General features: G+C 60.1%; 26 protein-coding genes. 16 read left to right on the plus strand and 10 right to left on the minus strand.

The genetic code is table 11. The features are described from left to right. Positions 1–147: 147 nt before the first annotated feature. On the plus strand, positions 148–2,982 hold the full coding sequence (gene mutS, locus C453_RS17415; protein WP_008326584.1) for a DNA mismatch repair protein MutS: 2,835 nt from the start codon (positions 148–150) through the stop codon (positions 2,980–2,982). Positions 2,983–3,034: 52 nt separating this feature from the next. Further along, positions 3,035–4,687 (plus strand): DNA mismatch repair endonuclease MutL, encoded by a 1,653-nt coding sequence (gene mutL / locus C453_RS17420; protein ID WP_008326587.1) that lies wholly within the window; start codon positions 3,035–3,037, stop codon positions 4,685–4,687. A gap of 16 nt (positions 4,688–4,703) precedes the next feature. Here the strand turns inward: mutL and C453_RS17425 are convergent, their stop codons facing one another. Further along, positions 4,704–4,982 carry a DUF7573 domain-containing protein gene (locus C453_RS17425; RefSeq protein ID WP_008326589.1) on the minus strand — a complete coding sequence of 93 codons (279 nt, stop codon included), beginning with the start codon at positions 4,980–4,982 and terminating at the stop codon, positions 4,704–4,706. A 95-nt stretch (positions 4,983–5,077) separates the two neighbouring features. On the opposite strand from C453_RS17425, the gene C453_RS17430 reads away from it, so the two are divergent. Then, entirely contained in the window at positions 5,078–5,293 is a 216-nt protein-coding gene (locus C453_RS17430; RefSeq protein ID WP_008326606.1) for a hypothetical protein, read from the plus strand. Here the strand turns inward: C453_RS17430 and C453_RS17435 are convergent. Together C453_RS17435 and C453_RS17440 are read right to left on the minus strand one after the other, a co-directional pair. After that, positions 5,274–6,254: a 5,10-methylenetetrahydromethanopterin reductase gene (locus tag C453_RS17435; protein ID WP_008326608.1), complete on the minus strand. Its 981-nt coding sequence runs from the start codon at positions 6,252–6,254 to the stop codon at positions 5,274–5,276. The genes C453_RS17430 and C453_RS17435 overlap by 20 nt on opposite strands. Positions 6,255–6,275: 21 nt before the next feature. Next, a complete protein-coding gene (locus C453_RS17440) occupies positions 6,276–7,040 on the minus strand; it encodes a coenzyme F420-0:L-glutamate ligase (RefSeq protein ID WP_008326610.1) in 765 nt (254 codons plus the stop codon). A 123-nt stretch (positions 7,041–7,163) separates the two neighbouring features. Between C453_RS17440 and C453_RS17445 the strand changes: the two genes are divergently transcribed. Next, complete coding sequence (locus C453_RS17445) at positions 7,164–7,550, plus strand: homing endonuclease associated repeat-containing protein (protein ID WP_008326624.1); 387 nt, start codon at positions 7,164–7,166, stop codon at positions 7,548–7,550. A 43-nt stretch (positions 7,551–7,593) separates the two neighbouring features. Here the strand turns inward: C453_RS17445 and C453_RS17450 are convergent, their stop codons facing one another. Next, positions 7,594–8,088 carry a metallophosphoesterase family protein gene (locus tag C453_RS17450; RefSeq protein WP_008326625.1) on the minus strand — a complete coding sequence of 165 codons (495 nt, stop codon included), beginning with the start codon at positions 8,086–8,088 and terminating at the stop codon, positions 7,594–7,596. 61 nt (positions 8,089–8,149) lie between these two features. Between C453_RS17450 and C453_RS17455 the strand changes: the two genes are divergently transcribed. Together C453_RS17455 and C453_RS20490 are read left to right on the plus strand one after the other, a co-directional pair. Continuing rightward, positions 8,150–9,412: an NUDIX domain-containing protein gene (locus C453_RS17455; protein ID WP_008326626.1), complete on the plus strand. Its 1,263-nt coding sequence runs from the start codon at positions 8,150–8,152 to the stop codon at positions 9,410–9,412. 83 nt (positions 9,413–9,495) lie between these two features. Next, a complete protein-coding gene (locus C453_RS20490) occupies positions 9,496–9,651 on the plus strand; it encodes a hypothetical protein (RefSeq protein WP_008326627.1) in 156 nt (51 codons plus the stop codon). Positions 9,652–10,085: 434 nt separating this feature from the next. On the opposite strand, the gene C453_RS17460 is transcribed toward C453_RS20490, so the two are convergent. Both C453_RS17460 and C453_RS17465 read right to left on the minus strand, forming a co-directional pair. Further along, complete coding sequence (locus C453_RS17460) at positions 10,086–12,299, minus strand: HsdM family class I SAM-dependent methyltransferase (RefSeq protein ID WP_007541764.1); 2,214 nt, start codon at positions 12,297–12,299, stop codon at positions 10,086–10,088. Between the two features lie 283 nt (positions 12,300–12,582). Then, positions 12,583–13,320 carry a M48 family metallopeptidase gene (locus C453_RS17465; protein WP_160163414.1) on the minus strand — a complete coding sequence of 246 codons (738 nt, stop codon included), beginning with the start codon at positions 13,318–13,320 and terminating at the stop codon, positions 12,583–12,585. A gap of 57 nt (positions 13,321–13,377) precedes the next feature. Here C453_RS17465 and C453_RS17470 point away from each other — a divergent pair, with 57 nt between their 5' ends. The 5 genes from C453_RS17470 (at position 13,378) to ddh (ending at position 19,630) form a co-directional block, all read left to right on the plus strand. Continuing rightward, positions 13,378–15,747, plus strand: a complete 2,370-nt coding sequence (locus C453_RS17470; protein ID WP_008326629.1) for an ATP-binding protein — start codon at positions 13,378–13,380, stop codon at positions 15,745–15,747. Beyond that, complete coding sequence (locus tag C453_RS17475) at positions 15,740–16,810, plus strand: DNA-binding transcriptional response regulator (protein WP_008326630.1); 1,071 nt, start codon at positions 15,740–15,742, stop codon at positions 16,808–16,810. The genes C453_RS17470 and C453_RS17475 overlap by 8 nt, the downstream gene beginning before the upstream one ends. 64 nt (positions 16,811–16,874) lie before the next feature. Beyond that, positions 16,875–17,621, plus strand: a complete 747-nt coding sequence (locus tag C453_RS20710; RefSeq protein WP_241429830.1) for a hypothetical protein — start codon at positions 16,875–16,877, stop codon at positions 17,619–17,621. 268 nt (positions 17,622–17,889) lie between these two features. Then, positions 17,890–18,660: a DUF3179 domain-containing (seleno)protein gene (locus C453_RS17485; protein WP_008326631.1), complete on the plus strand. Its 771-nt coding sequence runs from the start codon at positions 17,890–17,892 to the stop codon at positions 18,658–18,660. Between the two features lie 43 nt (positions 18,661–18,703). Continuing rightward, positions 18,704–19,630 (plus strand): D-2-hydroxyacid dehydrogenase, encoded by a 927-nt coding sequence (gene ddh / locus C453_RS17490; RefSeq protein WP_008326632.1) that lies wholly within the window; start codon positions 18,704–18,706, stop codon positions 19,628–19,630. Between the two features lie 17 nt (positions 19,631–19,647). On the opposite strand, the gene engB is transcribed toward ddh, so the two are convergent. Beyond that, on the minus strand, positions 19,648–20,265 hold the full coding sequence (gene engB / locus C453_RS17495; protein ID WP_008326634.1) for a GTP-binding protein EngB: 618 nt from the start codon (positions 20,263–20,265) through the stop codon (positions 19,648–19,650). Positions 20,266–20,323: 58 nt separating this feature from the next. After that, a complete protein-coding gene (locus C453_RS17500) occupies positions 20,324–20,647 on the minus strand; it encodes a DUF7344 domain-containing protein (protein WP_049907853.1) in 324 nt (107 codons plus the stop codon). 398 nt (positions 20,648–21,045) lie between these two features. Here C453_RS17500 and C453_RS17505 point away from each other — a divergent pair, with 398 nt between their 5' ends. Beyond that, positions 21,046–21,708, plus strand: coding sequence for a helix-turn-helix domain-containing protein (locus C453_RS17505; protein ID WP_008326636.1), 663 nt, complete (start codon positions 21,046–21,048; stop codon positions 21,706–21,708). A gap of 44 nt (positions 21,709–21,752) precedes the next feature. Here the strand turns inward: C453_RS17505 and C453_RS17510 are convergent, their stop codons facing one another. Continuing rightward, on the minus strand, positions 21,753–22,241 hold the full coding sequence (locus C453_RS17510) for a GNAT family N-acetyltransferase (protein WP_008326637.1): 489 nt from the start codon (positions 22,239–22,241) through the stop codon (positions 21,753–21,755). Positions 22,242–22,338: 97 nt separating this feature from the next. On the opposite strand from C453_RS17510, the gene C453_RS17515 reads away from it, so the two are divergent. From C453_RS17515 to C453_RS17525, 3 genes are all read left to right on the plus strand, one after another. After that, a complete protein-coding gene (locus tag C453_RS17515; RefSeq protein WP_008326638.1) occupies positions 22,339–23,052 on the plus strand; it encodes a 5-formyltetrahydrofolate cyclo-ligase in 714 nt (237 codons plus the stop codon). A gap of 72 nt (positions 23,053–23,124) precedes the next feature. Further along, positions 23,125–24,429: a TIGR00341 family protein gene (locus tag C453_RS17520; RefSeq protein WP_008326639.1), complete on the plus strand. Its 1,305-nt coding sequence runs from the start codon at positions 23,125–23,127 to the stop codon at positions 24,427–24,429. A gap of 89 nt (positions 24,430–24,518) precedes the next feature. Then, complete coding sequence (locus tag C453_RS17525) at positions 24,519–25,250, plus strand: SIMPL domain-containing protein (RefSeq protein ID WP_008326640.1); 732 nt, start codon at positions 24,519–24,521, stop codon at positions 25,248–25,250. Positions 25,251–25,361: 111 nt separating this feature from the next. On the opposite strand, the gene C453_RS17530 is transcribed toward C453_RS17525, so the two are convergent. Beyond that, positions 25,362–26,339: an NOG1 family protein gene (locus C453_RS17530; RefSeq protein WP_008326641.1), complete on the minus strand. Its 978-nt coding sequence runs from the start codon at positions 26,337–26,339 to the stop codon at positions 25,362–25,364. Between the two features lie 144 nt (positions 26,340–26,483). Here C453_RS17530 and C453_RS17535 point away from each other — a divergent pair, with 144 nt between their 5' ends. After that, the gene (locus C453_RS17535; protein WP_008326642.1) at positions 26,484–26,846 is read left to right on the plus strand and encodes a DUF5518 domain-containing protein; all 363 of its coding nucleotides are present in this window, start codon (positions 26,484–26,486) and stop codon (positions 26,844–26,846) included. Positions 26,847–26,931: the final 85 nt, after the last annotated feature.

Below are 26,931 nucleotides of genomic sequence, written 5' to 3' on the forward strand. Positions count from 1 at the left end.
GAGATGGTCGACGGGACCTCTGTCATGAACTATTGCGTCAGTCCACGTAACGTTGCTGGATGTGTGCATACCACACTCCAATGGAGACGGTGGGACCGAACGCTGGGTTCCCGGGTGCTTTTGTCGTTCGGCGACTCCGTACCGGATATGAACACGGACGCCGAGCGTGAGGAAGTCTACGGCGCGCCAGAAGCTATGCTGGCGGTCCGAGACGACCTGACGCCGATGCTCTCGCAGTACGCCGACCTCTGTGAGACGCACGACGACGCCCTCGTGTTGTTTCAGGTCGGCGACTTCTACGAAGCCTTCTGCGAGGCGGCCGAGACGGTTGCGCGGACCTGCGAGGTGACGCTCACCCAGCGTGAGGACTCCACTGGGACGTGGCCGATGGCGGGCATCCCCATCGACAACGCGGCGGGCTATCTCGAACGCCTGCTCGACGCGGGGTATCGCGTCGCGCTCGCCGACCAAGTCGAAGACGCCTCCGAAGCCTCTGGACTGGTGGACCGCGCCGTCACACAGCTCATCACCCCCGGAACCGTCGTCGACGAGGAACTGCTGGAAGCCGGGCGAGCGACCTACCTCGGCGCTGTCGCCCGCGACGGCGACGACTACGGCCTCGCAGTCGTGGATGTCTCGACCGGCGAGTGTCTCGTGACGGGTGCCGACCGCGCACTGCTGCTCGAAGAACTAGACCGACTCGCGCCCGCCGAACTCGTCGTCGGGCCGAACTGCGACCTGCCGGAGCATTCGTTCGACCCGATGGAGACACCGTTCGACCCCGGTGCCTTCGACTCCGAGGCAGCGACAGAGACGCTTTCGTCGTACGTCTCCCGCCCCGATGCGGTCGTCGACGCCGACGTGGAACGCCGCGCTGTCGGTGCCCTTCTCGCCTACGCCGAGTACGCACAGGGCGACTCGAAACTGGAGTACGTCACCCGAATCACGCGATTCGACCCGCGAGAGTTCCTGCAACTCGACGCGACGGCCATCCGCAGTCTCGAACTGTTCGACTCGCGAAGCGCACACGCGGGAAGTACCCTCTTTTCGGTGCTCGACGAGACGGCCTGCGCACCGGGCCGTCGTCGCCTCGAAGCGTGGCTTCGCCGCCCGCTCGTAGACAGAGACGCTATCGAAGCACGACTGGACGCAGTCGGCGAACTGGCCGACGACGCCCTCACGCGGGCCGACCTGCGCGAGCACCTCTCAGCCGTCTACGACCTCGAACGCCTCGTCGCCCGCGTCTCGCGAGAGCGCGCGAACGCCCGCGACCTGCGGTCGTTGCAGACGACGCTCGACCGCGTTCCCGAGATTCGTGGGACGCTCGACAACGTCGATTCGGGTCGCCTCGCCGACCTCCGCGACTCACTGGACGACCTCGCAGACGTTCGGGACTTGATAGACCGCGCTATCGTGGATGACCCGCCACAGGAGATTACCGAAGGCGGCGTCGTCGCATCGGGATTCGACGACGAACTCGACGACCTCCGGGGGACCGCCACCGAAGGCCGCGAGTGGGTTTCGGACCTCGAAGCCCGGGAGCGAGAGCGCACCGGCATCGACTCGCTCGACGTAGGCTACAATCAGGTCCACGGCTACTACATCGAGGTCACGAACCCGAACCTCGACAAGGTGCCCGACGATTACGTCCGCCGACAGACCCTGAAGAACTCCGAGCGCTTCTACACGCCCGAACTGAAGGAACGCGAAGACGAGATTCTCAGCGCCACCGAGCGGGCGGAGACCCTCGAATACGACCTGTTCTGCGAGGTTCGTGCCGAAGTCGCCGCCGAATCCGAGCGCATTCAGGCGGTCGCAGACGCCCTCGCCGACCTCGACGTCCTTCGCACCCTCGCGGACGTTGCCGTCGCCAACGACTACACGCGACCGGAGTTCCGCGAGGAGGGCACAGAGGCCCACGGCGGAATCGAAATCGAAGCCGGTCGCCACCCCGTGGTCGAGCGCACGCAAGACGAGTTCGTCCCGAACCCGACTTCGCTCCCGCAGGGGGGCGTCGCACTCGTCACCGGCCCGAACATGTCGGGAAAATCGACCTACATGCGACAGGTCGCGCTCGTCTGCATCCTCGCGCAGCTGGGGAGTTTCGTCCCCGCCAGAGCCGCCTGTCTGCCGGTCGTCGACCGCGTGTTCACCCGCGTCGGAGCCTCCGACGACATCGCCGGTGGCCAATCGACGTTCATGCGCGAGATGAGCGAGTTGACCGAAATCCTCCACAACGCCACCGAGGATTCCCTCGTCCTCCTCGACGAAGTCGGCCGGGGCACCTCCACGGCCGACGGCCTCGCCATCGCCCGCGCAACCACGGAGTTCATCCACGACGAAGTCGGCGCGATGACGCTCTTCGCGACCCACTACCACGACCTGACCGACGCCGCCTCGGAGCGGTCGGGCGTGTTCAACCTCCACTTCACGGCGGCGCAGACCGATGGCGAGGTGACCTTCCTCCACAGCGTCGCGGAGGGGCCATCGTCCTCTTCCTACGGGGTCGAAGTCGCGCAACTCGCGGGCGTTCCACCGGCTGTCGTAGACCGCGCTCGCGGCCTCGTTGACGCCGACAGCGCCGACGACGCTTCCGAGTCGAACGCCGGTGGTGTCGACGACGCACCCGATGCCGCCACCACTGAACCGACGCCGACCGAATCCGTCGTCTCGAACTCGACTCGAAACGAAGGGGTTGCTGAGGCGGCGCACGATGCCGAAAATGGAACCCTCGCGGCGTACGTAGATGACCTTGGTAACAACCCACATGCCTCGAATGGGGAGTCCTCCGGGGCTTCCGGGCCGAGAGCCGAACCCAACAGTAAAGCGACTTCGAGGGTCGGTTCGAGTGGAACCCACACCGCCGCCAGCGACGACACGCTCGACGAGGTGGCCGCCGAACTCCGAGACGCCGACCTCGTCGACACCACCCCACTGGAAGCGCTGAACCTCCTGTCGGACCTCAAAGGCCGACTCGAATGAGATGAGATGGTCGGATAGGGTCGAAGATGAGACGAAACGAAAATGAGATAAGATGATTCACGAACTCGACCGGCAGACACGGGCGCAAATCGCGGCGGGAGAGGTCGTCACCCGACCGGCGAGCGTCGTCGTGGAACTCGTGGAAAACGCCCTCGACGCGGGTGCCGAAACCGTCGAAATCGAAATCAGTGGCGACGGAACAGACCGAATCCGCGTCAGCGACGACGGAGTCGGAATGAGCGAGCGCGACGCCGCGCTCGCGGTCGAGCGCCACACGACCAGCAAGCTAGACGACGCGGCCGACCTCGAAACGGTCGAGACGTTGGGTTTCAGGGGTGAGGCACTTCCGAGCATCGCGGCTGTCTCCCGACTGGAACTGACGACCAACGCCAGTGGCCCACGCGGGACGCAGGTGGTCGTCGAGCGGGGCGAAAAGTCGGTCACTGCGGCGGGTCGCGCCCGCGGAACCACCGTCGAAGTCACGGACCTCTTCGCCGAGCGCCCCGCCCGAAAGAAGGCACTCGCGTCGGCGAAAGCCGAGTTCGCCCGCATCTCGCGTGTCGTCACCCGGTACGCGCTCGTCCGCCCCGACGTACGGTTCGTCCTCCGGCACGATGGTCGCGAGACGCTCACGACGCCGGGAACCGACCGTTTTACGGATGCCTTGCTCGCCGTCTACGGCCGCGAGGTCGCCAGTCACGCCTCGACGTTCGACGCCAGCCGCGAGCTCCGAATTGGGACTGAGTCGGACGAGATGGCCATCGACGGCGTCCTCTGTCACCCGCTCGTGAGTCGCGCCCGGCGGGACCACGTCCACGTCTCGGTCAACGGTCGCGCCCTCGCCGAGTCGCGGATTCGCCGCGCCGTCTCCGACGCCTACGGGACGCTCCTCCCGGACGGCCGCGAACCTGTCGCCGTCGTACGCCTCTCGCTTCCCCCGTCGTGGGTCGACCACAACGTTCACCCCGCGAAATCGGACGTCGAGTTCAGAGACACCGAGGTGGTCGCCGACGCGGTCGAAGCGAGTGTCAACGACGCCCTTTCGACTGCCGACCTGCGCCGGAGCGGCGAACTGGCGATGGACCTCGACTCGTCGCTGTCGCCGGTCGAGGCGGAGTCCGTATTCGACGACGTGCGCGTCATCGGCCAGTTCCGCGACCTCTACGTCCTCTGTGAGGTCGGCGACGAACTCCTCGTAATCGACCAGCACGCGGCCCACGAGCGCGTGAACTACGAGCGCCTGCGGGAAGCCGTCGAGAAAGCGGGCGTCGATTCCGTCCCGGTCGACCCACCAGTGAGTGTGTCGCTGTCGCCGCCCGAAGCGGCGCTTCTGGAGGCGAATCGAGACGCCGTCGAGCGACTCGGCTTCCGCGTCGCCGACTTCGGCGGCGGAACCTACCGCGTCGAGGCGGTTCCAGCCCCACTGGGCCGACCGTTCGCGCCCGACGCACTGGCAGACGTTGTGTCCGACCTCGCTGCGAACGACCCGCGGGACCCGCGCGACGAGTTTCTGAAGGACCTCGCGTGTCATCCCTCGATAAAAGCAGGCGACGACCTCTCGGTCGCGGACGCAACGCGTCTCGTCTCCCGACTCGGGTCGTGTGAGGCGCCCTATACGTGCCCGCACGGTCGGCCGACAGTCCTCGCCATCGACGAGGACGCCTTCGTTCGTGGGTTTGGTCGGCGAAGCGGGCGACTGGGATAAGAGCGTTCAGGCGGCGCTACCAGTCTTTGCAGTCGTGACAGACGTACTGCTCGCCGTCGAGCCACCGCTTTTGGACCGTGTCGCCGCAGACAGGGCACGCTGTTCCGTCAGGCGTCCAGCGGTAGGTGGCGAGGGTGTCGAGGGCGTCGCGGTCGGCTTCTGTTTCGGTGTCGTCGGGGACGGATTCGACGGTGTCGTCGGACACAGATTCGACCGAGTCGTCGGACACCGACTCAACAGCGTCGTCGTCATCGTCCGGGCCGCCAGCGAAGTCGTCGAGCGAGCGGTTCGACATGTCCCGATGTGTGGACGGGTGGGCCTTATCCGTGCCGACCTGCAAAATCGTGTGAAATCCACACAGTCTTTATCCCCGAATCCTCAGGGACATCTATGGCAACCCTCACGGACTTCATCGTGGCACTGTTGCAGAGCGTCGTCGAGCTGCTCGTGAACTTCTCCAGCGTAGCGCTGAACGACCCGCTCTCGCCGATTCTCGTTATCTTCGGCAACCTGTTTATCATCGCGGCAGTCGGCGCACTGGCCTACGTCGTCCTCGGCGCACTGGGTGCCGAACTCGGTCTCGGAACTACGCCCGGCTCTCGGTAAACGCCCGCGCAGCTAACGAAATCGCTTCTTCGAGGTCGGGTCCGATTGGTGACCCGACGACGATTCCATCCGCGTGGTCGAGCACCGCGGCCATCCGCTCGCTCACGTCATCCGGCGTGCCAGCCATCGAGAAGGCGTCTATCATCGCCGGGGTGACGAGGCCGAACGCCTCCGAGAACTCGCCCGCCGAAATCTTGTCGCCAATGTCGCTTGCGAGGTCAGCATCGAGACCGTGCCTGTCGAGGACCGGCGGGGCTGCTCCGGCGGTGATGAACGCGACAGGTGGGCGTGCCGCCTCGCGGGCCGCCGACTCGTCTTCCGAGATGGAGACGCTGGCGTAGGCCGCGAGCGTGAACTCGCCGCGCGAGTCAGGACGGTCGTCGCGGCCGATATCGACCTGTTCGCGTGCCCACGCGAGGTCGTCGGGATGGGAGCCGTTGAAGAGTAAGCCGTCGGCGTGCTTGCCCGCCATTCGGCACATGTGCGGCCCTTCGCCGCCGACGTAGACCGGAATCTCACCGGGAACGTCGAAATTGAGTCCAGCGTCGGTCGCTTCGAAGGTTCCGTCGTGGGTGACGCGTTTTCCGTCCCAGAGGTCCTGTGCGACTTTGAACGCTTCCAAGACAGAGCGGAGGCCGCGCTGGTCTTCGAGACCGAGGTTGCGGAGGGTCGAGGGGTCTCCAGGACCGATACCGAGGAGGCCGCGACCGTCCGAGGCTTCGGCGACGGTCGCCACCTTCGCGGCGAGCGTGACGGGATGCATCTCGTAGGGGTTGGCGACACCGGGGCCGAGGCGAATCTCGTCGGTCTCGGCCGCGAGTCGCGCGAGGACCGCAAAGGGGTCGCGGTTGTTGTAGTGACACGAGACGAAACACGAGTCGTAGCCCTCGCGTTCCGCCTGCGTTCCCAGTTCGACGAGGTCAGATACCGGATGTTCCGGCGTGAGTTCGAGTCCGAGCATGGTGTGAAAGTGAGCGTTCGGTCAGTTCGTATCGGGGTCGTAGGTCCACCCGCGGAGCGCCTGTCGGACGAAGTCGCCCTCGATGTCGCGGTAGTGGGCGTGGCTCTCGCCGTGGTCGCCCCACTCGAAGCCGCGAACGACGACCACGGGCGTTCCGTCGTCGCCCTCTCCTTGGACGAGGTTGGCGGCCGCGGCGAGTTCGTCCACGACGCTCTCGACAGTGACGCCGAGTTCGCGCCCGTCGCGGTCGGTCTCACCGCGCCAGTCGCGCGAGGGGGCCATGCCCGCCCAGCCGAGTGCGACACCCCGCTGGCCGTGACGGAAGGGCCGCCCCGACGTGTCGGAGACGATGACGCGGTCGGCGTCGATACCGGCGCGGATGCGCTCGGCCGACTCGCTGGGGCGCTTCGGGAGCAACAGGAGGTCGTGGTCGGGGACGTTCGACCGGTCGATACCGGCGTTGACGCCGACGTGGCCGAACCGCGTCTCCGTCAGGAGGAACGGTTCGGTCATCACGAGGTCGACGCTCTCTTCGAGGACCGCCTGCGCGAATCGCGGGTCCTTCTCCTCGTCGGTGAGTTCCGAGAGGCGGGCCGCGAGTTCTCGCGCCCGCGGACCGGCCGGGAAATCGTCGAGGTCGGCGAACCGCCCTTCGGCCTTCGAGACGACTGTCGAAGCGACGCACACGACGTCGTCGGGGCGGAGGTCGACGCGCTCGGCGATGATGCGCGCGAGGTCGTCGCCCGCGCGAATCTCGGGCACGTCGGGAACGGCGAACAACTCCATACGGGAGGGGACGGCGACGGCGGTGAAAAACCACGGGATGCTGGCGAAGGGGGCCGGTATCGGGACCGCCCGACAGGGAGGAACCCGCGACATTGTTAAGATGTGTCAAACACAGGTCAGCGCATGGACGACCGACCGATAGACCCCATGGGGAGAGACACGGTCGAGGAGTACCTCGAATACGTGGGGCGCGTTCCGCAGGAGATTCGCGACCGCGTCGACAGAGACGTCCATCCGCTGACTGGCGAGAAGACCTCGTTTCGGCTGAACAATCACGTTCTCTTCGCGGAACTGTATCTCTTGGCCGAGGAGTCGGAGACGAGTCCGACGCCGGTCGATATGACGAAGTTCGGCGCATTCCACGTCTCCTTTTACCGCGACCGCTTCGGGACGTTCGCCTGTGGCGTCGAGTTCGCCGGTCTCGAACCGAACTTCCATTCGCCCGAAGAGCGATTGCGATACGACGAATACGACGTCTCGGAGTTCTACACCCAGCCGAGAGACGACTGACTGAAGCCGAAACCAGGACCGACGACCTCACCGAGACAGGTCGTCAGTCCCCACTGACGACATCGACTTCGAGGTCCCCGTCCTCGACGGTTCCGACCATCATCGTCGCGTCGTCACTCGGGTCCGGCGCGGTCGCCGTTCCCGGATTGAGGACTCTGACGCCGTTGGCGACCTCGTCGACGACTTCGTGTATGTGACCGGCGATACCGATTGCGTCCCGTCCGGCGGCGTCGATGACCGTCTGCGCGACCCGCGACACGTACCCGGTTCGCGTCCCCGTCCCGTGGGTGACGACGAACGTCGCCCCGGCGGCCTCGACGATATCCACGTACGGCAGGTCGATACGCGGCGGGTCGACGTTTCCGCGGACCCCGACGAACTCCGTGGCGAGGTCGCGAATGTGTTCGAGCGTCTCCGGCGAGTCGAAGTCGCCCGCGTGAATCACGAGGTCGGCGCGTTCGACGCGAGTTTCGACCCACTCCGGAATCGTCGACGCTCTCCCCGGGACGTGCGTATCGCTCAGGATGGCCAGATACATGTCTCTCACATAGCGCGACGGTGGAATAGTCATTTTGTCACTGCCGAGCGTACTTCAGGATATGGCACACGTCGTCACCGCGTTTCTCCGCAACCGGGGACGCATCCTGCTCACCCGCCGCAGCGACGCCGTCGGCACCTACAGCGGTAAGTGGGCTGGCGTCTCGGGATACGTCGAGGGCGACCCTAACGACGCCGAAGACGACGCGCGAAGAGAACTCGAAGAGGAAGTCGGCGTCACCGAGGCGACGCTGGCCAACACCGCCCAACCGATGCACATCACCGACGGCGAGCGCGAGTGGACCGTCCACGCGTTCATGTTCGACGTGAACCACCGCGACATTGCTCCGAACGAGGAACTCGCCGCGGTGGAGTGGGTCCACGCCCCGGTCATCTGCGAGCGCGACACCGTCCCCGAGTTGTGGCCGACGTACCGCCGAGTGGCACCAACGCTCGAAACCGTCCAGACAGACGACGCCCACGGCTCTGCGTGGGTGTCGCTTCGGGCGCTCGAAGTCCTCCGGGACGCCGCCTCAGACGCCGAATCGTGGGAAGTACTCGTCTCGTTTGGCCGCAGCCTACGCGACGCCCGGCCCAGCATGGCCGCCGTCACGAACCGCGTGAACCGCGTGTTGGCCGACGCCGCAGGGGACACGGAGGCGCTGTGCCAACGAGCTGCGGCGGAAATCGACGCCGCAGCAGAAGCCGACGACGTCGCCTCGGCGGAGGCTGCGCAACTGCTTCGAACAGAGGGCTACGACCACGTGGCGACGCTCTCGCGCTCAGGGACCGTCCGCGCAGCACTCGAAGACGCGGGGCCGAGCGTCCTCGTCGCCGAGTCCCGGCCGGGGCTCGAAGGAGTCACCGTCGCCGAATCGCTGGCGAAGAAGGGTCTCGAAACCACGCTCACGACCGACGCCGCGCTTCCCGGCCTCGTCGCGGACGGGGCTGTCGATGCTGTCCTCGTCGGTGCCGACGCTGTTCTCTCGTCTGGAGACGTGGTGAACAAGGTCGGAAGCTACCCCGTCGCACTGGCGGCCGCCCGCGCCGATGTGCCCGTTTTCGCCGTCTGCGCCCGCGACAAGATTCGCGGCGACGACACCGTCGTCGGCGAGGAAGGCGGCGCGTTGTACGACGGAGACCTGCCGATTACGGTATCGAATCCGCTGTTCGAACTTGTTCCGTCGGACCTCGCCGATGGCGTCGTTACTGAGGAGGGGAGGCTGGATTCGGACGGTGTCGAGCGCGTCGCGGCCGAGCACGCCGAACTCGCTCGGTGGGACGAGTCCACGTCGTCGGGAGCGGACGCGGGCGGCGACGGCTAAGAGATACTTGCGGGTCGTCTCGCGCGGCCGCCAAATTGATGCTACCGTAGGGAGAGCACCGTCACAGGGCCCCGTTCCGAACGATGGCAAACCCAGTCGAAGTGCTCAGTTTGTTGGTGGTGCTGGAGTTCGTGATTATGTCCGCGATAGTGCTGGTCTTGGTTCCGCTGGAAGTTGCAGCCCCGATTATCCCGCTTTTGCTCGTCTTCTTGGTCGCGTTGCAGTTGTATCGTTCGTGAGGCTGTGACTGTATTCCGAGTGGGAGTAGGCAGGTTAGTTCACGAACTTGGTGTGTCGATGTCGATTCGGCCGTCGCCCGTGACTCGCACGGCGACACTCTTCACGGCGACAGAAGTCGATTCTTGTTGCCATTTATATGATTAGTTAAGTGTATGTTCGGGCTCTTCTTTCAGCAACGTTTGAGAATATTGCTGATTTGGTGTTTTAGCCGAGTTGAATTAAAATGGTTTTACTATATGACTTGATAGTCAACAAAGGCATCGCTGAAGTCAGGTATTCGCCGATAGCTTCACCAGAGAAGTCAACAATTTGTCATCAAGAATGTACTGAACTAATTCGTGTTGGCCCTCTGATGTACACCCAATGATCCGTGAAGAAATGCTGCCCTACTCGTAATCCCGGAGTGCCATTAATTCAAACGCCGCCACTTAGTCTACTGAATGCTTCCCACAGTAGAAGGTTCAGAGTCAATTTGAATTTCCTGATGGAACATGTCGGCGAGGTATGTATCGATCTGTTTGATGACGTCTTCCTCGTCCTCAGAGTCGCTACGTGCAGTAGTGCAGAGGTCGTCGAAGAGACTAGCAAGAGTGGTAGTTTGTTCATCCGTGAGGTCTCCTGGGTCCATAACGAGTGCCTCTTTCAACTCGTTTGGTTCTACCTTTTTAAGTCCAGTAGCATATGTTCGGCCTGCTTTTCGAACAATTTCGTCGGCAACACTGCTGTTGAGATACGAAAGAAGCGCTTTCGTTTGCTGTTTGTCGTATTCGTCAACATATATGCAGTGCAGGTTGTTCAGGTTCCGAACTCCGGCTTCGTTGTGGGTGAATTTGAAACCCTGTTTTGACATATAGGTCGCGAGAATGTCTGCCGGTTCTCGACGTTCCACAAGGTACCATGGGTCACGGTTACTAGCCAAGTAGCTCGTATCTGCTCCTATTTCTTCCCCATACCGTAGGTATGCGTCAAGCGCAACGTCGTCGATCTCGCTACGGTTCTCATTGACGTGGTATAATAACCAAACTTCCTCACCATCAGCTGTCCACTCCTCAAAATCTTCGTCGGTGTAATTGTAGCGAGGTTTGCCTCGCGACTTCCGAACTAGAGGGGACAAGTATTTCGTATCGAGTTGCGCCGCTTTCACTTCGTGTTCTGTGAGGCAGAAGTAATCATTCTTACCTGTTGCAATACCTCGCTTTAGAGTCCCGATTTCTCGGAGAGGCTTTAGATCAGGACTCTTGGCGATTGGATTGGTTTCGGTGTCTGGTCCGAAATGGTGAGTCCATTTCTCATCTGGTGATAGTTTAGTTTGGTCGACCAATTGGATGTGACCATAATTTGTGACTCCTTCGGCACCGTTCTTGATATCGTCGAGTAGTTCGTCGCCCAGTGACCAATCAGATAGCTCAATGAACTGGGTATGGCCCGAATCTTCGTCACCTGTTTTCTTTTCGAGGAGTGTGATACAGGAGGTTGTTTTTGCACCGTCGAATATCAGCGAGTCCTGGTTGTTGTGTAGGATTAGGGCCTTGATGTGGAACTCGTTGAGCAGGAACTGCTTGAGTGGTTCTCCATAGTTCGTTTCCAAGAACTCAGATGGAGTGAGGAACGCCATTTTCCCCCCAGGTGCCAGGAACTGCGCTGCGTGGATGAAAAAGAAGAGATACATTGGAGAGTGTCCAGATAGTGATAGGCCCGACTCAGCTTGTGCGATCTCTTTGATTCGGCTTTTATCGAACTTACTCAGTTCGTGGTGACGTGAATATGGTGGATTGGATAGGATAGCATCGAATTCAGGGAATTGGATCGCTTTCTCGGTATCCAGTCGCTCCTTTGCGTCTGGGTTGACAGTCTCCATGAAGTCTCCGGCGAATACCTTTGGTGACCCTTCGCCGTTCACGAGTTTGAGTGCGGTAGCAGACATCACCACGGCGAGTTCACTGAGATCGATACCATACATCTCATTGACGCGAGAGGGCCCAGGAAGCCCGATCTTGGTTTCGTACGCACATGCGGTTAACGCACCTGCCCCCATGCCCGGATCAAGTACTGTATCTTCTGCTGTATCAATCGACCAGTCAGCTAGTATTCGTGCAACGTGGTCCGGGGTTCGGAATTGGCCGAGTTTACGGCGAGAATCTTGGAGGACTATCTCCTCAAAGATACGCCCGATTAGCTCAGGTTTATTATCGGCATCTAACAGAAGGTGACGGGCGTCGATAACCGGGTGAAGCGTATCATCGCCTGCTGCCTGTGCTATTTCGTCAAGGAAGTATCTAGTGAACGCTTCGTTATTGGTTTCTTTTTTAGCAATGGCGAAGCATTCAGCGAGAGTTTGCTGCGAGCCCAGCTTTGGGAGGTCGACACCGTCAAGTCTGTAAACGGAGTACAGAGCAGATTTCAGTAGAGTACTAAATGCTGCCTGTTTGGCTATTGTAAGGTTAGAATTTTCGTGTTGATCGAGTCCATGGAGACTCTTCCAGTGTTCCGCTTTTTTATTAAGTGTGGATTCTTGGGCAAGGGGAACCTGCTGGTGTATGGCCTCTCCAGCTTCAATAATCGAGTCATGGAGTGATGGCCTTTCAGACATTTCAGTTATGTTGTTGGTGGTAAACGGAAGGATGATTCTTATAAATACTGACTTCACTATCAGGAATATCGTCTATTTGAAATGAGAGGGGTGTTTGGATTGAAAGTGTATGCATTCTCACTCTTTTATACTCATTGACCTTGTTCTAGAAAGACCTATCCTTACGTTCTCGGCAGTCCTTTTTTACAAACAGATTATCTGTGGTGTCGCATATCGGGTTCAACATGTCACCTGATGTGATGAAGCGGATGGTGAAGAGATTCTAGTAGTCCATGCACCAGGTGCTTGAACCACCACTACATTGGGAAGGCCACCGTTGAGAATGGCACCTAGAGCCCGCTCAAACAGGCCCTTGAGAGAGAAGTCGTTGCCACTGGCGATTATGATGCACGGCGTACCAGAATCCCTGTAGTTCGTCCCGGTATGTTTGGTACCCCGGCACGAGAGTATCCACGAGTTCCCAGAATGCCTCAGTGTGGTCTGGTTCACGCAGGTGGGACACCTCGTGGGCGACAAGATAGCGGAGGTGTCCAATTGGGAGGAACGCGCAGCGCAGATTGAAATTTAACGTGTCTCCGTTCGAACAGCTGGCCCATTTTGTCCGCTGTGAACGGATACTTAATTTCGAATAAGTTACATTTATCTGCTCACAGAAATCTGAAGCAATCGCCTTAATTGCAACAGAAAGTGCCTGTCGAAGCTTATTATAGAGGTACTGTTCGGTTGACTTCGATTCGGGTGATGTAACACGTAATGTCGCAGCATCGATGCTGAGATCGTATTGGCCAGTCCGTTCAATGAGGGAGTAGCTCTTTCCCCAAATAGTGAATTCTTCTTCCAATACCTCGTACTGTTCTCGAATCGCTAAGAGCTTAGCCTGCTGTTCATGATACTCTTCCGCAATCCAGTCCTCTTCGCGAGCAACCAATGTGTGCCCCGGTGTGTCCGGCGGAACAATGACAGCAAGCGTGCCATCAGGATTGAGTGTGATTCGGGGGTGCTCAACCTCTCTCCGGTCAATTGAGTAAGGAAGTCGCTCGCCGGAAGGGAGAGTCACCGATTTCGGGCCGCTGCTCACGCTGGTGAAAGCGTACACCCTGGATACTTTTAACCTTGCCTACGGTGAGATTAGCCAATGGCCGACTCAAACCAAGAGACAGTCACATTTACAATTGACAGTCGGCTTCTGGAGGAGTTGGGTGAAAACCTAGTCACCCGAAACCACGTCGCTGTCGGTGAACTGATCAAAAACGCGTATGACGCTGACGCGACAGAGGTGATCTTAGAGTTTGAAGACGCGACAGCAGACGATACGACTGACAGTGAAATCCGCGTCATAGACGATGGAATCGGGATGACAATGGAAGAAGTCCAGGACGACTTCATGCGGATCGCGACAACGAACAAGCGTCGCAATCCCATCTCAGAGAAATTTGGCCGGGAGAAAGCAGGTGACAAAGGGATTGGTCGATTCGCCTGTCGACGGCTTGCAAACATTCTCGAGATCGAAACGACTGCTAAGAACTCAGACGGGGCCTACGAACGGACAGTATTGGAGATTGACTGGCGGGAGTATGCGGCTGATCAGGAAATTGAGGAAGTCACCTTCCAAGCCGACGTCGAGATTCTCGAAGAAGAGGATGAAGCCGAAATATCGACGGGAACGACTCTCCGGCTACGAAACCTTCAGGATTCGTGGTCACAACGGGATTTCGACACGCTCCGACGGAATGTAGTGAATCTCGCGATAGTTCAACCACAAAACCGCCCAGAAGGTGAAGAGCCTGACCCGGGATTCGATATAACGTTCCGGGCACCAGAGTTTGAATTAGGAGATGGATCCCTCTCCGAGCAAGTTCACGACGCTAGCTGGGGCTGCCTCGAAGGAGAGATTGGTTCTAATGGTAAAGTGAGCTTAGAACTCAATGCGAAGCTGATCGGGCATCGATCGTATTCCTTCAACCACGACTCAACGGGACTCAAAGGTACAACGTTCAAAATATCGTATATCCCATTGGATACGAAAGAGCACTATCGCGACTCCAAGACTTTAAGCCTTGGACGAGCCCGTGATATAGCCGATGACCAGAGCGGGGTTCGTGTGTACAAAGGTGGGTTTCGGGTGTTCTCCTATGGCGGCCCGGATGACGACTGGCTAAATGTCGATCAAAAAAAGACAACTCACGCAAACCGATCGCCCAGTGAAACGTTCAAAGGGCTGCGTGGGAACATGGACTTCCACCGGGACTTCGATAACATCCTCCTATCAGGCCCCTCAAACAGGAATCTGGTAGGGCGGGTAATGATCAGTTCTGACGCCGATCTGAAGATGGCATCGAACCGAGAAGACTTCATGGAGAGTGATCTCATGGATGACCTCCGTGAGATCGTTAGCCTCAGTCTGGAATGGCTCACACTCCAGTGGAGCCATTACAAAGCGGTGAAATCACGGAAAGAACTCGAGGAAGAAACTGAGAAGTTTCTGGACGAAACGACAGATGGCAATTCAGACCGTGAATCGGGGGACGTTGGTCTAGATAAGTGGAATAAAGACAGTCCTGACGAGGATACATCTGACGAGGAAGATGAGCCCGAGCGAGAGCCCGTTGATAGTGCGATTGATTTGTTGGAGGGTGTCGCGGACACTGCAACAGATACCGTTCCCGAAGATGAGCGGCAAGTCTCGAACGAAGCGGTCGAAACTGCGACACGCGTAATCCGTAACACGATCGACCAGAAGGAACGCGAGATCGACTTCTTCCGGTCGGCATTTTCTGTTAATCAGGTCGTTTTCTCGTTCTCCCACGAACTCCGGTCCATGGTTGGGCGTCTAGGAAGTAATGCGGCCGAGATTGAGAGAGTGTTAGACGATATTCCGGAGTCCCGCCGCGACGATTTCGAAGAAGTAATTTCGGATCTCCGAACCATGGAAGAGCGGTTCAAGAACCAGATGGAACTCTTCGGCCTCTTTATGGAAACAGGAAATCAAAAGACAGCAGAGGAGCAGCACGTACGCGAGATCGTAGACGACGTTATTGAAGCAACGGAATATATCGCAGAGTATTATAATGTTGAGATCAGTCAGGATATCTCAGACTTGTTATATACTCCGCCGATGTTTAAGTCAGAACTTTATTCAATCGTTATAAACCTACTAACTAACAGTATCAAAGCTGTGGGAACATCTGGAAAAGACGGAAATAGAATTCACGTGGATGCCAAACAATCAGAGGAAGGAGTTCGCCTGCGAGTTTATGATAACGGTGTTGGACTCCCAGAGGGGGCGCGTGAAGAGGCTTTCCAACCGCTTATTTCAGACCCAGTAAACAACATTTACGAGGATCTATCCACCCAAATGCCTGCAGAGTTGTCTGATCAGTTGGGCCGAGGGACTGGTCTTGGGCTCAGTATCGTTCGGAATATCGCTGAGAAGTATGATGGTCAAGCTCAGTTCATTGATACTGAAAATTGGTCGACCTGTGTTGAGGTGACGCTGAATGAGTGAGTACACTATCTGGTGGATCGATGACAATGAGAGTCGCATTGAGGATTCTGAACGCCTAGAAGATGAATTGAACAACGCTACAGTCCAGTTCACAGGGCCTGATAAAGCCATAGAACAACTCAATCCAGAGCACGAGAATATCGAGGGTTTGGACGAGCTTGATTTGGTACTCATCGACTGGAAGTTACACGAGAAGAGCAAGTTCCCTGGCAAAGGTCTCACGATGGCAGGGCGAGTTCGTGAGGTATATCCGGGAGTCCCGATCTATGGCTTTAGTTCTGAAATTTCCGCACTACGTGCAGGTGCTGGAGACGATCAATTTGAAGCTATCTACGAGGACAGCGATCTAAAAGGGGGTGATAATGCGGCTCTGATTGAGTCTGATCTCGAAGACTACGCTACGATTGAAGCAGCTCGTGGGGAGGGATTCGAGGCACTCATTGAAACACTCAATCCCCCGGAGGACGCGATAGAGGCCCTTCGAAGTGTCGTCCCGCGTGAGTATAATAATGGACTGAGATCAGATCCCAATGTCAAAGGCGGAAGTACAATCCAATTTGGACGCTGGATCCGTAGCCGGTTCTTAGAAACGCCTGGTCCGCTCATCGATAATGTCTGGGCTGCGACGAAAATTGGGCTCCGTCCTGACCAACTGGAAGATTATCACGATGAGTTAAACGGGACAAACCGCGGTGAAATCACCTACGATGGAGTGTTCAGCCACCGAGTTCCAGACCGGTGGTGGTCGACATCAGTGATCGGTGCAGTTGTCGCAATTGCAAGTGATCGTGAGGCCCAGTTCGGGAAACTGAACACTTTTGGGAAAGACGTCTTCGAAGTAGATGAACTTCCGCGGTGCCAGGTTTGTGGTGAAGAACTCCCCGAAACAGTTGCAGCAGGACGAGATGGTAGAGACGCAGAGAGTCAAGTTCACCTGAGGTGTAGCCATGTACATCATACTAGAGAGGGTGAGTTCGAAGACTACCGCATTGCGGACAAACTGGAAGTTTCAGAAGAAACAGAAGAGCCCCCAATAAATCCGGAACAGGAGGGCTCTAACTAGAATGCCGCGGCTACCTTCTCCGGACACTTTACTCCCAAAGCCTAAAGAGCTGTATTCACGGTTAGTGGATGAGGTTAGATTTCTCAAAGATCAAGCTGGAATGAAAGAGAATAACAAAAACAGCCTCGAGCGGAGCTACCACAGACTCTCTAACCAGGAACCAACAGATTGGACTCTCAATATTCAGCCAAATTGGATAATTAAGATTGAGGCGCCCGATGAACGAACACAGCGAGACAGGTCACGGGATTTCAGTAACGATGATGGATGGGCAGTAATCGGGGGATATATTTCAGTTAGAGACAATGAATACACTAACTATTCAATCAATCTAACTATATTAGCAGGTCGTGACTCGGAATATCGTGGTCAAGGCATAGGGGATCCCTGTTGTTGGGATGGCGAAGGCGCAGAGGACGCCTGGAGGGTGGCAAAGCAATACCACTTTGACATCGATGTCGGCGATAACGACGATGAGTCTAAGCCAATTACACACTTCCAATCACGGGGGAAGTTCGACCCAGACCGGTTGCCGAACGCTATTTGGGAATCTGTTCATTACTGTTCTACTCCATTAGACAAGCCACGACTTCCGTTCCCCCCGATGGATCCTGTTCTTCTTGTACAAATTATCAAGGACCAATATGGCTGTCCGGAGCAGCTACATTCGGAATACTGGGGCTCCGAGGTTCTTGATTCTGAATCTATGCTGTGGGGGAGCTACTACTCCGGCATTGCTCAGCACATGGATGATGACAATCGGTCCGACCCGTTTGATTCTCTGCTTTCTAATGGACGGATGAACTCGTAAGGGAGAACAAACGCCAAAGCGTGAGGTTCTTCACCTGCACAACCGACAATCAACCGGTGGCGATGATGAGGGTTACCCCCACCGAGCCCCTTGTGACGACCCTCACTAACACCTGAGCCACTTTCTGACGGCGCTCGACCGGTGAGTGACAACGCTCCACTGCCTGATTCCCGAGTCACACCGCGAATAGCACTGCATCCACGACACCCCGTGCGACACCCACGCACGACCCCGTCGCTGTTTCCCTCGCTGCGGCCGCAGATGTGCTATGAACCGACGGGCGTTTCTCGGCCTCTTGACGGGAGCGACCGCCAGCCTCGCCGGGTGTATCGAGGGGACCGCCCGCCCACCGATTGCGGGCTTTCCGGCCCCCGAAAACCCAGACCCGATAGTGCAACACGGGTTCCCCGGAAGCGTCTGTGGCGACCCGCCAAACCCGTTTATCGGCATCAAAGCCGTTCTCGAACCGGCGGTCGGTCCTAACTGGAACGACCTCGCCGTCGCCGAGAAATACCGCTTCGGCTACGAAGTCGGCCCAGGCCTCTCGGACGACGGCTACGTGGTCGGGGTCGAACGCAACGGTGAGGCCCGCGCCTACGCGCTCTCGATTCTCTGGTGGCACGAAGTCGTCAATGACACCCTCGGTGGCGACCCGGTGTTAGTAACGTACTGCCCGATTTGCCAATCCGGGATGGTCGCCGAGCGGCGTGTCGATGGCGAAGAGGCGGTGTTTCAGGTCTCCGGGCACCTCTGGCAGCCACCCGCCGTGTACGGGTACGCCAGTGTCGAAGAGGGGCGAACGTTCGGGGCCTCAGCCACCTCGGGCGAGGCCGAAGTCCGAAACTCAGGGAACCTCGTGCTCTACGACGAACTAACCGGGAGTTATTGGAGTCAGATTCTCGCGAAGGCAATCTGCGGTTCGGAGTCGGGCGAGCGAATGGAGATTCTCCCGTCGACGGTGACGACGTGGGGCGAGTGGAAGCGCGAGCACCCAGACACTGACGCGCTCTTGCCGCCGCCGTGGTCGAAGACGGCATAGTTCGGGCGCAAGTTCCTTCGTCCGGCGACGAGACACATCAGCCATGCACATCGAACGCATTGCGCTCGACGAGTCGGTCGGAAAGGCGATGCCGCCACAGTTGCTCGTCGATGCGCTGTCCGACCTCGACCCGACGGTCGAACTCGTCGAAGACGGCGAACAGTTCGGGCCGGGCGACGCCGTCGTCTCGTTCGGGCACCGCGACGCGTTCTTCGACGCCGACTGGGTTCACTGCATCCGCGCCGGATACGACGAGTTCCCCGTCGGCGTCTACGACGAGGCGGGGACGTTCCTCACCAACAGCACCGGAATCCACGGCACGACCGTCGGCGAGACGGTTCTCGGGTACCTGTTGACGCTTGCTCGGCGTCTCCACACCTACCGCGACGCGCAGCACGACCACCGCTGGCGACGCCCCTCCTACGAGGAGTCGTTCACACTCCGCGGGGAACGAATCTGTGTCGTCGGCCTCGGAACGCTCGGCCAGGGGGTCGCAGACCGGGCCGCCGCCCTCGGCATGGACGTCGTCGGCGTTCGTCGGTCTGGTGAGTCGGTCCCGAACGTCTCCACCGTCTACACGCCGGACCAACTCCACGAAGCCATCGAGGACGCTCGGTTCGTCGTGCTCGCAGTCCCACTCACCCGTGAGACGACCGGGATGATTGCCGCGCCGGAGTTCGAAACGATGCGCGACGACGCGTATCTCGTGAACGTTGCGAGAGGGCCGGTCGTCGAGACAGACGCCCTCGTGTCGGCGCTGGAAGACGAGGCGATTGCCGGTGCTGCGCTCGACGCATTCGACGAAGAACCGCTGCCAGAAGACTCGCCGCTGTGGGACTTCGACGACGTGCTCATCACGCCGCACGTCAGCGCGGCGACGGGCGCGTATCACGAAGACATCGCGGCGCTCGTCCGCGAGAACGTCGCCCACATCGAAGCCGGTGAGACGCTGAGAAATCGGGTCGTCTAACGAGGCAGGCGACCGCCTCAGAGGAACTTAAACAGATCGTCGCGGCCCTGTTCGTGGAGGTGGGAACGGAGCGCCGATTCGAGATTCGAGATGTCGCCGCGCTTTGCGGTAATCGGGGCGATGATGTTGCGGTACTGCTTCCACGGCGGGAACAGACCGAGTCGGTCACAGAGGTTGTCCAGCCGTTCGTCTTTGTCGTCGACTTTGTCCATCTTGTTCACTGCGACGACCGTCGGGATGTCGAGTTCGTCGAGGAAGTAGAACATTTCAACATCGTGTGGGATAGAGTCGTCGGTCGTGTGGCGGTCGATAATATCGACGACACTCTTTCCGTCCACGACGAGGACGGCCGCGAGGATGTCGTCGGCGTTCTCCTCGATATACTGGACGATGTCGGTCTTGATGGCCTCACGCGTGTCGGCGTCGACGCCAGACATGAACCCGAATCCAGGAAGGTCCGTGAACATGAACTTCTCGGAGGTCCAGTCGAAGTGGTTCGGTTTCCGGGTGACGCCGGGCTTCTTGCCGGTCGTGAACTTGTTGTGGCCCGTGAGTTCGCGCATCAGCGTCGACTTGCCCACGTTCGACCGCCCGACGAGGATAACCTCGTCGTAATTCGGTCGGTCTTCGAACATACCTGCGGTTCGCCGTCACGACAGATAAGCAGGGCGGAAGTCTGTCACTGCGCGGTGCTCACACCCACTCGCTCGGTAGCTCGTCGGTGTGGTCGGCGAAGAGTCTGAGCACGGGTTCGACAGCGTCGAATCGCGGCCCCCGGACGACAGCGCCGGTTCGGGGGTCCCAGTCGACGAATCCGGCGTCGTCGAGTTTCGGAAGGTGGGTGTGGAATAGTTCCACCTCCAGATGCTTGCAGCCGCTGCGGCCACCATCCGCAACGACTCGCGACGCCCCTTCGAGGTGTGGGACGTGGCCGTCTCGGAGGTCCATCAAGAGACGTCTGCGGTGGACGCTCGCGAGGGCAGCGAATACCTCGTCGAGACACTGGGTGGTTGTCATGACCACACCGGAACCGGCACGCTCTGAACCGGCACCACTTGACACTTGGAAGACGCCGACGGTGAGCGTCGGTCGCTCGGTTCGTTTCCCTGGACTCGTTGCGACGGAGTTGCAGCCACCACCACGTTCTGTGTCCGTCCCGAGTGAGACTGGGTCGATACACCGGACGCCGACGCGTCAGTCACCCCCCCGTAACCGGTGGTCGCGGTCGGTGAACGGTGTCGCTGTGTGTTCATAACTGTGCACCCAGTGTGTTGCTTGCAAGCAAACCGGTTTCTCGTTGTGCTTTCGTACTCAGGCCATTCAAAACAGACTGTAGGCATCGTCGCTTTCTCTCTTGATTTCTCAACGAACCCACATCGGGATTCAAGTCGTCTCCAAGAGAACGCACATCGTATATGGCCGTACTCGTCGAATTGACGATTGACTCTCAGGATTTCGACCTTGGCCGGGTGACAGCTGTCCAAGACGGTATCCACATCAGCCTCGAACGTGTCGTCCCGACCGGTGGGGAGGTCATGCCGTTTTTCTGGGCAGAGGGAGCAGATTTCGAGTTGTTCGAAGCGAGCGTCCGAGAGAATCGAATCGTCGACGACCTGACTGCGGTCGCACGAGTCGGGGACAGAGTTCTGTACCACGTCTTCTGGGGAGACACCGTATCGAGCCTCACAAACATCCTCACCGAGAGTCAAGCGACTATTCTGGAAGCGCACGGGAACGACCCGTGGTTCTTCCGCCTTCGCTTCAACGACCACGCTGGACTCACGGAGTTCCACAACCTCAGTCAGGCAGAAGATATCGACTTCCACGTCGAGCGCATCTACTCGCTCGCGGACGGGGAAACCGGCGTGCTGACGTTCGACATCACCCCGGAACAACAGGAAGCCCTCGTGGTCGCCGTCGAAGACGGCTACTTCGAAGTCCCTCGGCAAACAACACTCGGAGACGTTGCCGACCAACTCAGCATCAGTCCACAAGCAGCCTCAGAGCGCGTCCGACGCGGTGCCGACACCGTCCTCCGGAAGGTACTGTTGTCGCGGTCGGCTGCCGACTTCGAATGAGTGCGGAACGTCAGATGTGCAAACGAAGACAGCATCGAACCGACTCAGATTTCCCTGACGAGTTGCAGTGATTCGGTCGGGAGCGCGTCGTGTTGTGCTTGGCCAGTGACGTCGAACCCGCGCGCTCGGTAAAACGCGAGTGTCTCCTCGTCGCCGTCGAGACAGGATGCCCACTGTTCGCGAGCCCCGCCGACCACGTGTTGGGCCGTAATCGTCCGCAAGAGCGCCGTGCCAGCACCGCTGCCCCGAGCGTCCGGCCGGACGTGGAGCGCGAAGACCTCACCCGATTTCGTCCCCGTCAATCCCCCACCTCCGGCCGCGACGACTCGACCGTCTTCGACGGCGACAACCCACCCGTGCATGTCGTCCGCGCGTCGAACCTCGCGTTCCAGTCGGGACGTCTCGAACCGTGTTTCGACCGTCGCCTCGACGTTCTCGTCGGCGACGATGTCGGCGGTCGCATCACGCCACCCAGTCGCGCAGATGTGGGCGATGTCCGGTACGTCCTCGTGTCTCGCGGCGCGGACAAACATACACAAACATTCGTGAAGGTGCTGGAAAATCGTTTCGCGTAGATGAGAGTTCGAACACGGAGCCTATTCCCCCGACTGTCGAGTACACGCGAGTACGATGGACAAAGACGCGTTGCGGGAGGCGGTCTGGGACCGACTAGAGGACTCAGGCGAGGCTCGATTCCCGTTTCCACCCCACGGTCGGATTCCGAACTACGCCGGCGCGGGTGATGCGGCGGCCCGACTCGCCGAGACACAGGAATGGGCCGAGTCGGCGGCAATAAAGGCGAACCCAGACGCGCCACAACTCCCGGTTCGGCGGCGTGCACTTCGCGAGGGGAAGACGGTCTACATGGCGGTTCCACGCCTCCGTGACGAGCAGTGTTTCTACGAACTCGACCCGGCGCGAATCGACGACGACAATCTCGACAGCGCCCCGACTGTCTCGCACGTCGAACAGTACGCAGAGAAGGTCGGCCCCGACGGCCTCCCCGACATCGACCTCGTCGTCTCAGGCTCGGTCGCCGTCACCGAGTCCGGTGCACGAATCGGCAAAGGGGAGGGGTTCAGCGACCTCGAATTCGCGGTCCTCCGAGGCCTCGGAGCCGTCTCCGACGAGACGACTATCGCGACGACGGTCCACGAGATGCAGGTTCGTGACGACGCTCCCGACCCCGACGCCCACGACGTTCCGATGGATATCGTCGTCACGCCGGAGCGAACGATTCGAACCGAGACGCCGTACGCCCGGCCGACCGGAATCGACTGGAGTGCACTCTCCGACGAACAGGTCGAAGAGATGCCTGTCTTGCAGCGCCTCCGCCCCGAATAAGCAGCCGTCAGATTCGGGGTCGTACAACACGAGCACCCGTGTTTATTTGCCCGCCCGGAGAGAGGTGAGAGCGTGCGCCTCGTCCAAGTTCTGGTTCCGACCGGCAAGCGCAAGACGGTCCTGCGGACGCTCGACGAAGAGGGCGTAGACTACGCCGTCTCCGAGGAGACGTCCGGCCGGGACTTCGTCGCCGTCGTCACCTTCCCGGTTCCCAAGGAAGCCGTCGAGCCGGTGTTAGAGCGACTGCGAGAGGCAGGCGTCGAACGCGACGCCTACACGGTCGTCGTGAGTGCTGAGACAGTCGCATCGACCCGTTTCGACCAGCTACAAGAGAAGTACGAAGAAGACGAAGACAACGGCGACCGTATCTCGCGTGAGGAACTGGCGTCCAAGGCAGAGAACCTCGCGCCGTCGTTGCCGACGTTCGTCATCATGACGGTCATCTCGGCCGTCGTCGCCACCGCCGGGTTGCTCCTCGATTCGCCTGCCGTCGTCGTCGGGTCGATGGTCATCGCACCGCTCGTCGGCCCGGCAATGGCCGCCAGCGTCGGCACAGTCGTCGACGACGACGAGATGTTCATCCGCGGCGTCCGTCTGCAGGGATTGGGCGGCATATTAGCGGTCGGGTCGGCCGCGTTGTTCGCCCTCGTTCTCAAAGAGACGGGTGCCGTCCCGCTTGCGACTCCCGAGGTACTGTCGATTCCCGAAGTCAGCGAACGGCTCTCACCTGACGTGCTCTCGTTGGCCATCGCTCTCGGTGCGGGTGCTGCCGGCGCAATCTCACTCTCATCGGGCGTTTCGACGGCGCTCGTGGGCGTCATGATTGCCGCCGCGTTGGTTCCACCAACCGCTGTTGTCGGCATCGGCATCGCGTGGGGGACGCCGGAGTCGGTGGTCGGCTCGGCCATCCTCGTCCTCGTCAACTTTCTCTCTGTCAACTTCGTCGCTATCGCCGTCCTCTGGCAGCAAGGCTACCGCCCCGAACGCTGGTTCCGCCAGAGCAAAGCCCGGCGGACCACGCTGTTTCGCATCGCAGCCCTCGGCCTCGGGTTGCTCGTCCTTTCGTCGTTCCTCGGAACGGTCACGTACACGACTTACCGAAACGCGGGCTTCCAAGCCGACGCAGAGACAGCGGTCCAAGACGTTCTCGACGACACCGACACGCGGCTGTTAGAACTCGACGTCAGATACGACGGCGGGCCACTCCAAGAGCCGTCGGCGGTCGTCGTGACTGTCGGCTACGACCCGTGGGGTGACCCACCGCAAGTCCAAGCCGAACTCACAGAGCGAATCAACGCGGTCGCGCCCGACCCACTGACGCCGTGGGCCGCAAACGAAATCGACGTTGAAGTCCGCTACGTCGCCGTCGATAGCTGAGTCGCGCTCTCGTCTCCGACGTATCGAAGAGTACAACGACTCTTTGTCTCTAGCGCGAGTTGAATATCTCACCTGACGTCAGGAGAGATATGAACCGACGCATCATTGCACCATTCCTCTTTGCGAGCCTCGTCTTGCTCGCAGGGTGTCTCTCCGCCCCGCTCCAGACGGCTGGCGGCGAAGCGGGAACCGACGCGACGACTATCTCGACCACCGGTACCGGTGAGGTCACAGCAGAAGCCGACCTCGCGGTCATCTCTGTCGGCGTGACCGCCACCGCAGATTCGGCTGACGAAGCCCGTGGCACCGTCGCCGAAGACGTCGCCGCCGTCCGCGACGCACTCACCGAAGCGGGCATCGCCGAGGATTCGATTCAGAGTTCCGGCTTCCACATCTATCCCGAGTACGACTACGGCGGCGAGAAGCGCGAACTCGTCGGCTACCGCGCCGTCCACTCGCTGACTGTCGAAGTCGCGCCCGACCGCGCCGGTGAAGTCATCGACCTCGCAGTCGGTGCCGGTGCGTCCGAGATTCGCGGCGTGCAGTTCACCCTTACCGACGAGACGCGCGACGACCTCCGCTCGGAAGCCCTGACGAAGGCCGTCGATTCAGCCAAGTCCGACGCCGACGCAGTCGCCAGCGCCGCCGACCTGTCCATCACGGGCGTCCACACCGCGAACGTCGGCGGCAGCAGTTCACCCGGCCCGTACCCGGTTGCCTTCGCCGAAGACGCCCGCGGCAGTTCCGGCGCACCGACCGAACTCTCGCCCGGTCCCGTGACCGTCTCGGCGACGGTCGAAATGGTCTACACGGCCGAGTAGAGGCCTCATCTACACTCTTTTTAGCACGACGTCCGTGAAAACAGCGTCCGAGTCCGAACTCGGGTCGGGTTCGACTTCGATACAAACCCGCGCTCAGTGTTCGCTACCGGACTACTCGTTACGCGACGGCGGGATGTCGGGTTCGAAGCCGACCGCCTCCACGGCGGCGTCGAGGACTTCCTCGACGTTCTCGCCCGTCTCGACGCTCATGTACAGGTCCGCTTCGACGTCGGTCGAGCGGTCGCTCTTGTTGCAGACGGTGAGCACCGGAATGTCGCGCTGTTCGAAGCGCGTCTTCACGGCGTCACGGAGTTCGAGTTGCGACTCGATTGGGTAGCCACACTCCCCGCTCGCGTCCACGACGAAGAGGACGGCGTCGGCGAGGTGTTCGAGCGCGCTGACGGCCTGTCGCTCGATGTCGTTGCGGTCTTCTTCCGGGCGGTCGAGAAGCCCCGGCGTGTCGATAATCTGGTAGCGGATGCGGTCGCGTTCGAAGTGGCCGATTTGGACACCCTTCGTCGTGAAGGGGTAGCGGGCGATTTCGTTCGACGCGCGAGTCACGTCGTTGACGAACGACGACTTTCCGACGTTGGGGTACCCGGCGACGACCAGTGCCGGTTCGTCGGGGCGGATGTCGGGGAGCGTCTTCAGCGCGTCGCGGGCTTCACCGAGGCGGAGCAGGTCGTCTTCGACTTCCTCGACGACGCTGGCCATGCGGGCGAACGCCTGCTTTCGGTGCTTGCGCGCGGTGTCGGCGTCGGTCTTGCGGAGCTTCGACTGGTACTCGCGGGCGAGATTGTCGATTTGGCGCGAGGCCCACATCACTTCCGAGAGACTCTTTCGGAGTTCGTCGACGTCGACGATGGCGTCGGCGAGTTCGTAGTAGAACGGGTCGACCAGTTCGAAGTCCGGCCACTCGACGACGACGTTCTCCAGATTGTCCGAGAGAATATTCGAGGCGGTCTGGAGCATCGACTGCTGAGCCTCCAACTTGTTCTGCTTCGCTCGCCCCGTGCGCGCGGCCCGCGAGAAGGCCTTATCGATGAGTTCGTCCGACCGGGGCGTGGTCGGGAGAGACTCGAAAATCATTGCAACCCGCTACACGGTCGAGGCGTAAAAGCGCGTCCGTTTGGGTTTCGACGCCTCGGACGCTGAATTTGGCGTGGCTGGGCGTCGCACGGGTGGGCGCGGTTTCGCCACGAAGCTCATGCCCGGCGATGGTCTACTGCGACTATGACCAACTGGAAAGCGGTCGCCGTCGGCTTCGTCGTCATCCTCGTCGTCGGAACTGGTGGCCTCTCGATTCCGATTCTCGGCCAAATCGGGGCTGGTCTCCTCGGTGGATTCGCGGCCGGTTATCTGGCCGGTGGAACGCTTGGCAACGGCGCGTGGCACGGACTCGTCGCTGGGTCGGTGGCGGGCATCATCGTGTCTGTTCTCGCGGCGACACTCGGCGGTCTACTCGGACTGGCCGGTGGGCCGCTCGGTGGGCTCCTCGGCGGCCTCGGCGTCCTCGTTGCAGGCATCGTGCTGACGCTGCTGTTTGCTATCGACAGCGCCATCGCCGGGGCTGTCGGGGCGTGGGTCAAGAGCTGATTGCAACGGTCGGTTCTGGCGGGGCCTCAGAGGGTATCGGAGAAGTCAGCAACGGGATGCTGAAGACAGGACGGCACCCGCCCAG

The sequence above is a fragment of the Haloferax elongans ATCC BAA-1513 genome (assembly GCF_000336755.1).
Taxonomy (GTDB): domain Archaea; phylum Halobacteriota; class Halobacteria; order Halobacteriales; family Haloferacaceae; genus Haloferax; species Haloferax elongans.